The organism is Streptomyces scopuliridis, from assembly GCF_042790125.1.
Lineage (GTDB): Bacteria > Actinomycetota > Actinomycetes > Streptomycetales > Streptomycetaceae > Streptomyces > Streptomyces scopuliridis_A.
Window position 1 is genome coordinate 63278 of sequence record NZ_JBHTZS010000007.1, and the last position, 13333, is coordinate 76610.

Sequence of the window (13333 nt, forward strand, 5' to 3'; positions counted from 1 at the left end):
GCCCCGCCGAGCGTGTCGCCGGGCCCGTGCCCTACGGGCCCCCGCGATGCTGGGGCGATGCATGTCCGAAATGGTCCCGACCGGCTGCTCGGCTGGGAGCGGCGTACGGAGTTGCCGCTGCTCGCGGCCTCGGTGCTGTTCCTGGTCTGCTACGCGGTACGCGTCCTGAACCGCAGCCCCGACCCGTTCTGGCGCGACCTCGCGCTGGCCCTGGCCCTGCTGATGTGGCTGCTCTTCGTGGTGGACTACGCGGTGCGGCTGGTGCTCAGCGACGAGGGTCTCCGGTTCGTCCGTACGCACTGGCTGGACACCGTCGTGCTGGTACTCCCGCTGCTGCGTCCCCTGCGGATCGTGAACACGTACGAGACGCTCCAGCGGCGCCGGGATCGCCCCCGGCTCAGCCTGTACGGGCGGGTGATGGCGTACGCCGGGATCACGTCCGTCCTGCTGAGCTTCGCCGCGGCCCTCGCCGTCTATCAGCAGGAGCGTGACGCTCCCGGGGCCACGATCACCACGTTCGGCGACTCGGTCTGGTGGGCCTGCTCCGCGATCACCACGGTCGGCTACGGCGATGTGACGCCCGTGACGCCGCTCGGCCGGGTGTACGCGGTGTTCCTGATGATCTGCGGGCTGGCGCTGCTCGGCGCGGTGACCGGTTCGTTCTCGTCCTGGCTGATCCAGGTCTTCGGCAGGGAGGACAAGGAGGGGCCCCCGGGGAGTGGTCGCTCCCCGGGGGCCCCTTCCTGATGTCCCGGACCTGCCCGCTCCCCGGACCCGCCCGCGGCCTCGGCCCTGACCGCGGCCCCGGATCCGGGCGCTGCCTCAGATCTGGGCGCGCTCGTCCACGACCTTGGCGATCTTCGCGATGGCCTCGTCGACGGGGATCCCGTTCTCCTGCGATCCGTCGCGGTAGCGGAAGGAGACGGCACCGTTGGCCATGTCCTCGTCACCCGCGATGATCATGAACGGAACCTTCTGCTTCTGCGCGTTCCTGATCTTCTTCTGCATACGGTCGGACGACGAGTCCACCTCGACCCGCAGCCCCCTGGCCCGCGCCGCCTTGGCGAACTCCTGGAGGTACGGGATGTGCGCGTCGCCGATCGGGATGCCCGTCGCCTGCACCGGCGCCAGCCACGCCGGGAACGCGCCCGCGTAGTGCTCAAGGAGGACCGCGAAGAAGCGCTCGATCGAGCCGAACAGCGCGCGGTGGATCATGACCGGACGCTGCTTGGACCCGTCCGGCGAGGTGTACTCCAGGTTGAAGCGCTCGGGCAGGTTGAAGTCGAGCTGCACGGTCGACATCTGCCACGTACGGCCGATGGCGTCCCGCGCCTGCACCGAGATCTTCGGACCGTAGAACGCGGCGCCGCCCGGGTCGGGGGTCAGCGGCAGGCCCTGCTTCTCGGCCACCGCGCGCAGCACCTCGGTGGCCTCTTCCCACGCCTCGTCGGTGCCGACGAACTTCTCCGGGTCCTTGGTGGACAGCTCCAGATAGAAGTCGGTCAGACCGTAGTCGCGCAGCAGGTTCAGCACGAAGGTGAGCGTCGAGTCCAGCTCGTCCGCCATCTGCTCCTTGGTGCAGTAGATGTGCGCGTCGTCCTGGGTGAAGCCGCGGGCCCGGGTGAGCCCGTGCACGACGCCCGACTTCTCGTAGCGGTAGACCGTCCCGAACTCGAACAGCCGCAGCGGCAGCTCACGGTAGGACCGGCCCCGCGCGTCGAAGATCAGGTTGTGCATCGGGCAGTTCATGGGCTTGAGGTAGTAGTCCACGCCCTCGTCGAGCTGCATGGGCGGGTACATGCCGTCGGCGTACCAGTCCAGGTGCCCGGACTTCTCGAAGAGCTTCCCCTTGGTGGCGTGGGGCGAGTAGACGAACTCGTACCCCTCCTCCTCGTGCCGGCGGCGCGAGTAGTCCTCCATCGCCCGGCGGATGACGCCGCCCTTGGGGTGGAAGACCGCGAGGCCCGAGCCGACCTCGTCGGGGAAGGAGAACAGATCCAGCTCGCTGCCGAGCTTGCGGTGGTCGCGCTTCTCGGCCTCGGCGAGGAACTCCAGATGCGCCTTCAGCTCTTCCTTCGACGGCCACGCGGTGCCGTAGATGCGCTGGAGCATCGGGTTCTTCTCGCTGCCCCGCCAGTACGCGGCGGCGTTCCGCATCAGCTTGAACGCCGGGATGTTGCGGGTGGTGGGCAGGTGGGGGCCGCGGCAGAGGTCCTTCCAGCACAGCTCGCCGGTCTTGGCGTCCAGGTTGTCGTAGATGGTCAGCTCGCCGCCGCCCACCTCGACATCGGCGCCGTCGTCGGTGGAGGCCGCGCCCTTGATGCCGATGAGCTCCAGCTTGTACGGCTCGGCCGCCAGCTCCTCGCGGGCCGCCTCGTCGGTGACGACACGGCGCGAGAAGCGCTGCCCGCGCTTCTGGATCTCCTGCATCTTCTTCTCGATGGCCTTGAGGTCATCGGGGGTGAAGGGGGTCGCCACATCGAAGTCGTAGTAGAAGCCGTCCTTGACCGGCGGGCCGATGCCCAGCTTGGCCTCGGGGTGCAGCTCCTGAACCGCCTGCGCCATGACATGCGCGGTGGAGTGGCGGAGGATGGCGAGGCCGTCCTCGGAGGAGATCTCGACGGGCTCGACGACCTCGCCCTCACCGATCTCGTACGCGAGGTCCTTCAGCTCGCCGCCCACGCGCGCGGCGATCACGGTGCGCTCACCGGGGAAGAGCTCGGCCGCCGTAGTGCCCGTCGTCACCACGCGCTCTTCCCGCTCGGAATCGCGTTGGATGATCACACGGACGTCTGACACCGGTCTCTCCTGACTCACGGGGCGCGACAGCGGATACTGCGCGTTCTGAATCGTACCGAGCCCGGAGGACCGCGCGCGAAACGGTTTGCCGGGAGGCCGGCGGACGGCGCGGGCGGCCCCGGCAACGGTCCGGTCACCGTCCGGCGCCCACTGGACACGGCGCGTACCGGACGGCCTGTCCGGGTATCCCCTTTTCGGGCAGAGCTGGAACATCTGCCGCTCATGCGCGAGGAGTTCGGGAATGACGTGTTGGTACGAAGGGCCGCTGGCCGCATTCGACACCGAGACGACGGGGGTGGACGCCGAGGAGGACCGGATCGTGTCGGCCGCTCTGGTCGTCCAGGACATGGCGGGCGCCCGGCCTCGGGTGACGCGTTGGCTGATCGATCCCGGTGTGCCCGTGCCTCCGGCCGCCACCGAGGTGCACGGGCTCACCGATGACTTTCTGCACCGCAACGGCCGCTGGCCGGCGCCGGCGCTGGACGAGATGGCGCGGGCGCTGGCCGGGCAGTGCGCGTCGGGCCGGCCGCTCGTGGTGATGGACGCGCCATTCGATCTGACGGTCCTCGACCGCGAACTGCGCCGCCACCGCGCCTCGTCCCTCGCCGAGTGTCTGCGGAACGTACCGCTGTGTGTGCTGGACCCCCTGGTCCTCGACAACCATCTGGACCGTTACCGCAAGGGCGGTCGTACGCTCGCGGATCTCTGCGCCCATTACGAGATCGAGCTGGACGGGGTACGGGATGCGACCGGTGGTGAACTGGCCGCGCAGGCGGCCCTCGACGTCGTGCGCGCGGTCGGACGGCGCTTCTCCGCGCGGATGGAGCGGCTGAGCGCCCCGGAGCTGCATACGCTCCAGGCCGTCTGGCACGCGGCGCAGACCCGGGGCCAGCAGACCTGGTTCTCGCGCGGGGGCGAGGATCCGGCGGATCCGTCCTGGCCCCTTCGGCCCGAACTCCCCGCCGAGGCGGCCTGATCCGGAAAGCCCCCCTGCGGAAGCCGGAACGCGCGAAGGCCGGTCCGTCATCGACGGACCGGCCTTTCCCGGTGGGCGATACTGGGTTCGAACCAGTGACCTCTTCGGTGTGAACGAAGCGCTCTCCCACTGAGCTAATCGCCCGGGAACGGTCTGAACCATACAGGCCCTCGCGGGCTTCCTTCAAACCGAATGCGGCGTACTCACCCGCGTATCTGAGTACGCGCACCGATGGCGGACCGTGTGGCGCCGGACACACTCCCTGTCCATGGAGAACATTCCGCCGCCCGCCCAGGAGCTGGCGATGATCGACCAGGAGCTGGTCCGACTCGACGCGCGCAGAGGCCAGTTGCTGGCACGCAGGGCGCAGCTGCTGAGTCTTCTGGCGCGGTCCGCGCCACCGCCGTGGGCGCCCGCGCCGCCGGTCCCGCCCGGCCCGGGGCGGGCGTCCGCCCCGCTCCCCGCCGGGGAGATGCCCCCGCCGAGTGCGCAGAATGTGCTGCTCGCGCTGGGCGGGACGCTGCTGACGGTCGCCGCGATCGCGTTCACCCTGGTCAGCTGGGGTCAGCTGAGCGTGGGCGGCCGGGCGGCGGTGCTGACGGTCATCACGGTCGCGGCGCTGGCGGTTCCGGCGGCGCTGCTGCGCCGGGGGCTCGCCTCGACCGCGGAGGCGGTGGCCGCGTTCGGGCTGGCGCTGACGGTGCTCGACGCGTACGCGCTCCATGAGGTGGCGCTGCCCTGGACGGACGGCCTCCGCTACACGGCGGGCGCCACCACCGTACTCGCCGCGCTCTGGGCCGGGTACGGATCGGCGCTCGGCCGGCTCCGGCTGCCGCTGCCCGTAGCGGTGGTGACGGCCCAACTCCCGCTGTTACTCGGCTCGCTGGCCATCGAGGCGTCCGCGCTGACGACGGCCTGGGCGCTGCTGATCACAGCCGCGCTGGACACGGCGCTCGCGCTGCGGCTGAAGCCGGGCGCCGTACGGACCGTCGCGGTCGTCGCCGCCAGTGGGACAGCGGGCGCGGCGCTGCTGACGGGTGGTTCGCTGTCGCTGACGGCCGGGACACCGCTCGCCGCGGCCGGGCCCGGCGGGCTGCTGCTCGCGGCGTCGGGGCTCGGGCTGTTCGCGGCATGGCGCGCGAGCCGTGTCGCGAGCCGTATCGCGAGCCGCATGGCGCCCGCGTGCGGGGTGGTGGCGGGTCTGGCGGCGGTCGCGGCGGCCGGCGGTGTGATCCGTGCGGCCGTGCCGGACGGCTGGGCCGTGCTCGGGTATCTGCTGTGCGGGCTCGCGCTGTTGACGGTCGTACGGACCCGGCTGCCGCGCGCGGTGGTACATGGCCTGGCCGGCGCCTCGGGGGCGGTGACGGCGGCCTCGGTCCTGTGGACGCTGCCGGCGTTCGCCGTGGTGCCGCTGGGCGCGCTGAGCCGGATCACCGCGATCTGGACGGGCGCTCCGGGCGGCGCGCGGGCGGCGCTCGGGGTGGATCTTCCCTGGCCGGAGCAGCCGACGGCGCCGCTGGTGCTGCTGATCGCGGCCGGGGTGACGGCGAGCGCGTACCGCCTGCTGCCGGGGGCGCGGGAGTCCGGCGGGCGGGAGTCCGGCGGGCGGCAGTGGCGCGTTCCGGCGCTCTGCGGCGCTGTCGTGTTCGGCTGGGCCGCCGTTCTGGTGGCGCCGCCCGCGCTGGACCTGGGATATCCGGCGGCGGTGGCGGTGCCCCTGGTGCTGACGGCGGTCCTGCTGGCAATCGTCGTACGCCCGCGTGCCGCGGTGGGTACGGCGGTAACGGTCGCCGCGCTGGTCTGCGCCCTGACGGGTTCGGTCTCCGTGGCGCTGCTGTCCCTCGCCACCCGGACCGCGACGGTGACGGCGCTCGCGGCGCTCTGCGCGCTGTTCACGGGGGCGGCCGTAGCGGTGGAGAGCGTACGCGCGCGAGGCGCCGCAGCGGGCGTCCAGAGGGCTCCACGGCCCGTGCGCGCGCTCCTCGCCTGTGTGGCCGTCGGAGACGCGACGGCGCTGGTGGCCGCTGCCTGCCCGGCGGCCGGTCTGCCCGCCGAGCACACCGCCCTGGCGCTTCTCGCCGTACCCGCCGCCGTGGCGCTGCTGGGCGCCCGGCTGCGCCGTCATCCAGTGGCGCCGCCGATCGAGCTGACCGCCGCCGGCGCCGGAGTCCTCGCCGTGGTCCTCGCCGCAGGCCGGGCGCCCGTGCTGGCGCTGGTGCTCGCGCTGTGCGGGGTGATCGCGGCGGGCACGGCGGTACGGGCCGAGCGGCGGCCGGTGGCCGGGTACGCCGCGACCGCGCTCTTCGTCCTCGCCACATGGGTACGGCTGGCCTCGTCCGGTGTGTCGGCGCCCGAGGCGTACACGCTGCCGGTGACGGTGCCCGCGCTCGCCGTGGGGCTGCTGCGGCGCCGGCGCGACCCGGCAGCCTCGTCATGGACGGCGTACGGCCCGGGGCTGGCGGCGACGCTGCTGCCGAGCCTGCTGGCGGCCTGGGGCGACCCGGGCTGGCCGAGGCCGCTGCTGCTGGGCCTGGCGGCGCTGGCGCTCACCCTCGCCGGAGCCCGGCTGCGGCTCCAGGCGCCGCTGGTCCTCGGCGGTGCCGTGCTCGCCCTGGACGCGCTGCACGAGCTGGCCCCGTACGTCGCGCAGATGGTGGGCGTACTGCCGCGCTGGCTGCCGCCCGCCCTCGCCGGGCTGCTGCTCCTCGCGGTGGGAGCCACGTACGAGCAGCGTCTGCGGGAGGCCCGCCGGCTGCGCAGAACACTGGGCCGGATGCGGTGAGCGGCGGAAACGGCCGAGGCTCCGAAGACCTTGCCGGTCTTCGGAGCCTCGGTTCCGGGTGGGCGATACTGGGTTCGAACCAGTGACCTCTTCGGTGTGAACGAAGCGCTCTCCCACTGAGCTAATCGCCCGGACGCACCGCACACATTACCCCATGTCAGCGGCGTCCCCGGACGCGTTCCGGGTCACTGGTCGATCTTCCAGGGCATGACGATCCCGAACTTCCAGAGGTAGATCCCGACCAGCACGGCGATGATCACCAGGCCGACGGTGGTGAGGATGATGTTGCGCCGCCGGACCCTCGGGTCCAGGGCCTTCTGGGCCGCCTCGGTGACCTTGCGCCGGGTCCAGCGCAGCACCAGCTGCGCCCAGACGAACTCGGTCGCCCAGATCGCCATACCGCCGAAGATCACCAGCCAGCCCGGACCCGGCAGCACGAGCATGAAGACGCCCGCGATCACCACCGCGAGGCCGACGACGAACACGCCGACCTGCCAGCTCAGATGCAGCGTCCGCGACGCCTTGATGAATCGGGGCGCACGGGACCCGAGCTCACGCTCCGAGTCCCCCGGCACACCCTCCGCCACGTCCCCCGGCACGGGGCGTTCAGCCGTCGGCACCACGACATGCCCCCGCTCGTCACTCTGCGCATGCATGGGCCCCAACTTACCGGAATCGCCCGCATCACTGGAATGGCCGTATAACCCGAAGTCACACACCGCCGTACGAGCTACCCGAAGAATCACAAAACAGACAGAGGGGTTTACAACGGCACCGTAGGTGGCATGTCGATTTCGCCGACGTGCGAATCCCCGAGCGCACACTGAGCGAAAGGCCCTGGCGCTTATGAACACCACGGTCAGCTGCGAGCTGCACCTGCGCCTCGTTGTATCGAGCGAGTCCTCACTGCCTGTACCCGCGGGCCTCCGGTATGACACGGCCGATCCCTATGCCGTGCACGCCACCTTCCACACTGGAGCCGAAGAGACGGTCGAGTGGGTCTTCGCCCGCGACCTTCTCGCCGAGGGGCTGCACCGGCCCACCGGCACCGGCGACGTCCGAGTCTGGCCATCCCGCAGCCACGGTCAGGGCGTCGTCTGCATCGCACTGAGCTCCCCAGAGGGCGAAGCCCTGCTCGAGGCCCCGGCGCGGGCCCTGGAGTCGTTCCTCAAGCGGACCGACGCCGCGGTGCCACCGGGCACCGAGCATCGTCACTTCGATCTCGACACGGAGCTCTCACACATCCTGGCCGAGAGCTGAGCCAGGCGGAGAGCTGCACGGCGCCGTCCGACTCGGGGAGACGGCGCCGCGCGGACAACCGCATACGGAGGACACCGGCGCCGTCGCCGCGGAACCCACCGCGACGACGGCGCCGGTGCGTCCCGACCATGCCCCGTCCGGCGCGAGCAGGGACTAAAGTCGGCGGGATTCGGCGGGCACCGGCCCGCGGCAGGCCAGGGAGCGGATCGTGCTGATTCCACACGACACCCGGATCGCACTCGACACGGTCGTCGATCTGGTGAACACCGCACCGCAGGAGGATTCGGGCGGCGTCGGCGGTACGGACGGGCTCGGGGACGTCGAGGCGCTGTACGGCTTCGTACGGAGCCATGACATCAGCGGGGTGGGAGATCTCGGCGACCGCGATCTGCGGGCCGTACTGAACGTACGGGCCCGGTTCGCGGAGGTCTTCGCGGCGCCGGACGCGCGCTCCGCCGCCGATCTGATCAATCAGCTGGTCGCCGGTGCGGGGACGACGCCGCAGCTGACCGATCACGACGGCTACGACTGGCATGTGCACTACTTCGCGCCGGGCGCCTCCGTGGCCGATCATCTCGCCGCCGACTGCGGCATGGCACTGGCGTTCATGGTCGTGGCCGGGGAACAGGAACGGCTGCGCCGCTGCGAGGCCCCGGACTGCGGGCACGCGTTCGTCGACCTGTCGCGGAACCGCTCGCGCCGTTACTGCGACAGCCGCACCTGCGGCAACCGACTGCATGTGGCCGCGTACCGGGCACGCCGCAAGGAAGCGGCGGCCGGCTGACGGCGCTCACAGCAGAAAGAGATCGTGCACCGCCGCCATCAGCAGCAGCGAGCCGATCACCGCCAGGAAGATCATCAACGGCGGCTGGGAGAGCGCGAAAAGACAACCGCGCTGCTCATCGGTGGGTGCGGGGGGTTCACCCCGTGAGGTATCGAGCATCTCGGGGCGATCATGACGTACCCCGAACCGGGCCGTTGACCAACACGCGTCCTCGGGGCGGGAGTTCATCATATTCCGTGGAAAACATCCCCGAAATTCCGCCGAATCCCGTCTCACCTGCGATGCTGCCCCGCACTCGCGGAAACGGGGAGCGCGCTCCGGTCTGCGGCCAGGGTCTGCCGTGAGCCCCTAGATGCCGTGCTTCTTGAGGATGGCCTCGATGTCACTGAAGTCGTCGGCCGGCTTCGCCGCGGGCTGGGCGGCCTTGGGCTGGGCGGCCGGCCGGGCGCCGGGGCCCAGTGAGGGCGCGGACGCGGCGGGTTCGACCGCGGCTCCCTGGCGCGCCGCCTTCGCCGCGGCTCTGCGCTCCTTGCGCGTGCCGCCGCGCCTGCGCTCGATGGCCCGGGTGGTCATGAAGAGCAGCCACGCCACCGCGAGGACCCCGAAGCCCGCCCACGCGACCGGGCTGAACGCCGTGTTGGCGGCCCACTTCACGATGCCCGTCATCGCCAGCGCCACCGGCACCAGCGAGTAGGCGGCGATACGCGCCGCCGTGAGGAAGCGCTTCCGGTACGCCGTGATCGCGGCGATGCCCAGGCCCGCTGCTGACACCGCGGAGCAAATGGTCTCGGCAATCATCAGGTCCTCCAGGCAGGGCGCGTCATCGGCCGAACACTTCTCGCTCTCTATCGTGCACCTCGTGACCGGGTCGGGGCCACGGTGCGGGGCGGGGCCGGGCGGATCTGGGGGAGATCTCGGGGACGGAGTCCTCCCCAGGTCCCGGTCGGCCGGGGGTACGGCGGGCTGGAAGACTGGCCCCATGAACGACTCCACCGCCACCCGCCCCGTCGTCCTCGACGTCTGGTGCGAGCTCGAGTGCCCCGACTGCCACCGGGCCCTGGACGATCTGCGCGCGCTGCGCGCCCGCTACGGGGACCGGCTGGAGCCGCGGCTGCGGCACTTCCCCCTGGAGAAGCACAAGCACGCGTACGCCGCCGCGCAGGCCGCCGAGGAAGCCGCCGAGCAGGGGCGCGGCTGGCCGTACGTCGAAGCCGTACTGGCCAGGTCGGCGGAGCTGTCCGCCAGGGGGGAGCCCGTCCTGCTGGAGGTGGCACGCGAGCTGGGGCTGGACGCCGAGGAGTTCGACACCGCGCTGATCGACGGCCGGCATCTCCTGGCCGTCGACGCCGACCAGGCCGAGGGCAAGGCGATCGGGGTCACCGGCACCCCGACGTATGTCATCGGTGACGAGCGGCTGGACGGCGGCAAGAGCCAGGAGGGGCTGCGGGGGCGCATCGAGGAGATCGCGGACCGGCTGCTGGCCGGCTCCTAGCGGCGGCCGGCGGTCCGGGGTGCTCGGATCGGCTGTTCCGCTCAGAGCAGCTGTTTGAAGAAGTTGCGGCTCGTGGTGGCGTACTGGAGCGATTCGTACAGCCGGAGCGCCGGGGTGTTGTTCGCGAACACATGCAGCCCCAGCAGGCTGTCCCCGGTCTCCAGCGCCACCCGCTCGGCGAGCAGCATCAACGCGCGGCCGTAGCCCTTGCCGCGCCGGTCCTCGGCCACCGCCACGTCGTACACCCACGAACCCCATTCGCCGGGCCGCACCTCGCGCGGGGCGACCCACACATGGCCGACGACCGTTCCCGCGTGCACGAGGACGGTGATGGAGACGCCGGGGGTGGCCAGGCCGTCGGGGAGGCTCTCGCGGTGGCCCGCCTCCGCCTTGGCGCGGGCCTGCTCGGGCGGCACGCCCCGGGCCGTCCAGTTGCGCGCGTAGTCGTCGAGGGCGTGTGCCTCCCAGACCTCGTACTCCGCCTCGTTCATGGGACGGGCCTCGACATCCGCCGGGAGCTCCGGCGCACGGGGCGGCACCGCCTTGACCATGTTGCGGCTGCGCTCGGTGTAGCCGAGGGACTCCAGCAGACGGAGCGCGGGCACCGCGTCGGGCGGTACGGGGGCCAGCACCTGGCCGCAGCCCCAGCCGCGCAGCACTTCCTCGGCGGCGAGCGCGGCGACCGTGCCCCGGCCGCGCCGGCGGTCGGGTTCATCGATGCGCAGCGCCTCGATGATCCCGGCTCTGTGCCCGAAACCGGGGTCCGTGGCGAGCTCGATCGTGCCGACGCGGCGGCTGTTCACGCAGACCTCGTAGGAGCGTGACTTCCCGCCGTCGTCGGCCTGCTGGAGCGGCCCGGTCGGCCGCAGAGTGGTGGTCATCAGGGGAGTTGTACCCGTCGTACGGCGCGCAGTCATCCGGTTTTCGGACCGGCTTCGCCGCCCACCCGGGCCTCAGGGATCCAGGTCGGCCCCGGCCCGCTCCTCGAAGACACGCATCGCCTTGGTGGTCACCGGCCCCGGGGCGGCGGGCAGTTGACGGTCGTCGAGACGGTGGACGGCCTGTACGTCGCGCAGCGTGGAGGTCAGGAAGATCTCGTCCGCGCGCTCCAGCACGTCCATCGGCAGATCCGTCTCATGGGCACCGCACCACTCGACCGTGAGGGCCCGGGTGATGCCGGCGAGGCAGCCGGACGCGAGCGGCGGGGTGTGCAACTCGCCGTCGAGGACGACGAAGACATTGGAGCCCGTGCCCTCGCAGAGCGCGCCGACCGTATTGGCGAAGAGGGCCTCGCTCGCGCCGTGCTCGCGTGCCCGCGCGAGGGCGACGACATTCTCCGCGTACGAGGTGGTCTTGAGGCCGGTGACCGCGCCGCGCTCGTTGCGCGCCCAGGGAACGGTGATGGCGGCGGTGGTGTCGGGGCGGCGCTGCGTCCCGCCGACGGCGACCACCAGGGTCGGCCCCGCCTCGCCCCGGTCGGAGCCGAGCGGGGAGAGTCCGCCGGTGTAGGTGATCCGCAGCCGACCGAGGTCCACGGGGTTGGCGTCGAGAACGGCCGCGCAGGCGCGGCGTACCTCGTCGTGATCCGGTTCCGGCAGCCCGAGTCCGCGGGCCGAGCGGCTCAGCCGGTCGAGATGGCGGGTGAGGGCGAAGGGCCGGCCGTGGACGGTCTTGACCGTCTCGAAGATGCCGTCCCCGACGGTCAGTCCATGATCGAGCACGGACACAAGGGCGCCTTCGGCCGTGTGCAGTCCGCCGTTGACCCAGATCTTCATCTACCCGGTCCTTCCGCTCGCTTCGTACGCGCCCGACGCTATCGCGAGCAGCCGGGCGGCCTTCAGTTCGGTCTCCGCCCACTCCCCCTCCGGGTCGGATCCCCAGGTGATGCCCGCCCCGGCGCCGAAGCGCAGGACGGGTCCGGGGGCCGCGTCGCGGTCGATCCAGAAGGTACGGATCCCGACGGCCAGCGCGGACGTGCCGCGGTCGGCGTCGACCCAGCCGACGCCGCCGCAGTAGGGGCCGCGCGGTGCGGTCTCCAGCTCCTCGATGATCCGCAGGGCACTGGACTTGGGGGCGCCGCTGACCGAGCCGGGCGGGAACGTGGCGGGCAGCAGCTCCGGCCAGCCGGCCTTCTCCGCGAGCTCGCCCCGTACGGTCGAGACGAGATGGACGAGGCCGGGGTGCGGCTCGACCGCGCAGAGCGCGGGGACCGTCACGGATCCGGTGGCGCAGACGCGGCCCAGGTCATTGCGGACGAGGTCCACGATCATCACGTTCTCGGCGTGGTCCTTCTCCAGCAGCTCGTCCTCGGTGCGGGCGGTGCCCTTGATCGGACCGGACTCGACGGTCCGGCCGGCCGTGCTCAGAAACAGCTCGGGCGAGGCGGTCGCGATCTCCACGCCATGCTCCGGCAGCCGGATCGTCCCGGCGTACGGGGCGGGGTTGTCGCGCGCGAGCAGCGCCGTCAGGGCGTCGACGTCGGCCGCGTCGGGATCGGGCAGCGGCGCGGAGAGCACCCGGCAGAGGTTGACCTGGTACACATCGCCCGCCGCGATGTACTCGCGGATCCGGCGGACACCCTTGGTGTACGCCTCGCGGTCGAGCGACGACGTCCAGTCACCGGCCGCGGGCCCGCGCCACTGTCCCGGGACCGGTACGGGCACCGGCTCGGCGCGTACGTCGTCGAAGCGCGCGCAGGTGAGACGGCCCTCGAAGTCGGCGGCGACGGCCCAGAACCCGGCGGAGTCGAGCGCTTCCGGATCATGGGTGACATCCCGCAGACCGGAGGCGACAAGGCCGCCGAAGCGGGCCAAAGGAGCGAGGTCGTGCACGCTTGCGAGTTTAGTGCCCCTCCCGGCAACGTTTGCCCCGTCGCGGCGTCCAGCACGCGCGCTCGCGGCGTTGGCCAAAAGCCCAGGTAGCTCCGCTACAAGGACTTCCGGCCGCCTTGCGATCACACGCACTGGACGCCGCTCCTCGACGGGCGAACATTGCCGGTCGCGGCACTTGAACAGCCGCCGTTGGGCCGCCCCGTGCTGAACGTACGGCGAACGCACGCCAGCACGCTGCGGAAACGCGTTTTTGTGCTGGCCCCGGAATCCGCTAGAGTTCAACACGTCGCCGGGCCGTACGGATGGGCCCGGAAACGATACGCGGACGTAGCTCAGTTGGTAGAGCGCAACCTTGCCAAGGTTGAGGTCGCCAGTTCGAACCTGGTCGTCCGCTCGAATATGGGGGATC

Annotated in this window: 13 protein-coding genes and 3 tRNA genes; 7 read left to right on the forward strand and 9 right to left on the reverse strand. The window is 71.7% G+C overall.

What is annotated here, in order from left to right:
• Positions 1 to 57: 57 nt before the first annotated feature.
• Positions 58 to 747 (forward strand): potassium channel family protein, encoded by a 690-nt coding sequence (locus tag ACFRKB_RS13205; protein ID WP_383105727.1) that lies wholly within the window; start codon positions 58 to 60, stop codon positions 745 to 747.
• 75 nt (positions 748 to 822) lie between these two features.
• Here the strand turns inward: ACFRKB_RS13205 and thrS are convergent, their stop codons facing one another.
• A complete protein-coding gene (gene thrS / locus ACFRKB_RS13210) occupies positions 823 to 2799 on the reverse strand; it encodes a threonine--tRNA ligase (RefSeq protein ID WP_383105728.1) in 1977 nt (658 codons plus the stop codon).
• Between the two features lie 241 nt (positions 2800 to 3040).
• Between thrS and ACFRKB_RS13215 the strand changes: the two genes are divergently transcribed.
• Positions 3041 to 3775, forward strand: a complete 735-nt coding sequence (locus ACFRKB_RS13215; RefSeq protein WP_383105730.1) for a 3'-5' exonuclease — start codon at positions 3041 to 3043, stop codon at positions 3773 to 3775.
• A 72-nt stretch (positions 3776 to 3847) separates the two neighbouring features.
• Here the strand turns inward: ACFRKB_RS13215 and ACFRKB_RS13220 are convergent.
• Positions 3848 to 3919, reverse strand: a tRNA-Val gene (locus ACFRKB_RS13220).
• Between the two features lie 124 nt (positions 3920 to 4043).
• On the opposite strand from ACFRKB_RS13220, the gene ACFRKB_RS13225 reads away from it, so the two are divergent.
• Entirely contained in the window at positions 4044 to 6557 is a 2514-nt protein-coding gene (locus tag ACFRKB_RS13225) for an SCO7613 C-terminal domain-containing membrane protein (RefSeq protein WP_383105731.1), read from the forward strand.
• 59 nt (positions 6558 to 6616) lie between these two features.
• Here ACFRKB_RS13225 and ACFRKB_RS13230 read toward each other — a convergent pair.
• Together ACFRKB_RS13230 and ACFRKB_RS13235 are read right to left on the reverse strand one after the other, a co-directional pair.
• Positions 6617 to 6688: transfer RNA gene (locus ACFRKB_RS13230), tRNA-Val, on the reverse strand.
• 54 nt (positions 6689 to 6742) lie between these two features.
• Positions 6743 to 7213: a TIGR02611 family protein gene (locus ACFRKB_RS13235; protein ID WP_383105732.1), complete on the reverse strand. Its 471-nt coding sequence runs from the start codon at positions 7211 to 7213 to the stop codon at positions 6743 to 6745.
• Positions 7214 to 7403: 190 nt separating this feature from the next.
• Between ACFRKB_RS13235 and ACFRKB_RS13240 the strand changes: the two genes are divergently transcribed.
• Positions 7404 to 7817, forward strand: a complete 414-nt coding sequence (locus tag ACFRKB_RS13240) for an SsgA family sporulation/cell division regulator (RefSeq protein WP_003959770.1) — start codon at positions 7404 to 7406, stop codon at positions 7815 to 7817.
• Between the two features lie 208 nt (positions 7818 to 8025).
• Positions 8026 to 8601 (forward strand): CGNR zinc finger domain-containing protein, encoded by a 576-nt coding sequence (locus ACFRKB_RS13245; RefSeq protein ID WP_383105734.1) that lies wholly within the window; start codon positions 8026 to 8028, stop codon positions 8599 to 8601.
• A gap of 6 nt (positions 8602 to 8607) precedes the next feature.
• On the opposite strand, the gene ACFRKB_RS13250 is transcribed toward ACFRKB_RS13245, so the two are convergent.
• Positions 8608 to 8760: a hypothetical protein gene (locus ACFRKB_RS13250; protein WP_249951066.1), complete on the reverse strand. Its 153-nt coding sequence runs from the start codon at positions 8758 to 8760 to the stop codon at positions 8608 to 8610.
• Positions 8761 to 8949: 189 nt separating this feature from the next.
• On the reverse strand, positions 8950 to 9399 hold the full coding sequence (locus ACFRKB_RS13255) for a hypothetical protein (protein WP_383105735.1): 450 nt from the start codon (positions 9397 to 9399) through the stop codon (positions 8950 to 8952).
• A 181-nt stretch (positions 9400 to 9580) separates the two neighbouring features.
• Here ACFRKB_RS13255 and ACFRKB_RS13260 point away from each other — a divergent pair, with 181 nt between their 5' ends.
• The gene (locus ACFRKB_RS13260; RefSeq protein WP_383105736.1) at positions 9581 to 10093 is read left to right on the forward strand and encodes a DsbA family protein; all 513 of its coding nucleotides are present in this window, start codon (positions 9581 to 9583) and stop codon (positions 10091 to 10093) included.
• Positions 10094 to 10134: 41 nt separating this feature from the next.
• On the opposite strand, the gene ACFRKB_RS13265 is transcribed toward ACFRKB_RS13260, so the two are convergent.
• The 3 genes from ACFRKB_RS13265 to ACFRKB_RS13275 form a co-directional block, all read right to left on the reverse strand.
• Positions 10135 to 10974, reverse strand: a complete 840-nt coding sequence (locus tag ACFRKB_RS13265; RefSeq protein ID WP_383105737.1) for a GNAT family N-acetyltransferase — start codon at positions 10972 to 10974, stop codon at positions 10135 to 10137.
• Positions 10975 to 11046: 72 nt separating this feature from the next.
• Positions 11047 to 11868 carry an aminotransferase class IV gene (locus ACFRKB_RS13270; RefSeq protein WP_383105739.1) on the reverse strand — a complete coding sequence of 274 codons (822 nt, stop codon included), beginning with the start codon at positions 11866 to 11868 and terminating at the stop codon, positions 11047 to 11049.
• The gene (locus ACFRKB_RS13275) at positions 11869 to 12924 is read right to left on the reverse strand and encodes a chorismate-binding protein (RefSeq protein WP_383105740.1); all 1056 of its coding nucleotides are present in this window, start codon (positions 12922 to 12924) and stop codon (positions 11869 to 11871) included.
• A gap of 321 nt (positions 12925 to 13245) precedes the next feature.
• On the opposite strand from ACFRKB_RS13275, the gene ACFRKB_RS13280 reads away from it, so the two are divergent.
• Positions 13246 to 13318 (forward strand) — tRNA-Gly (locus tag ACFRKB_RS13280).
• Positions 13319 to 13333 lie beyond the last annotated feature (15 nt).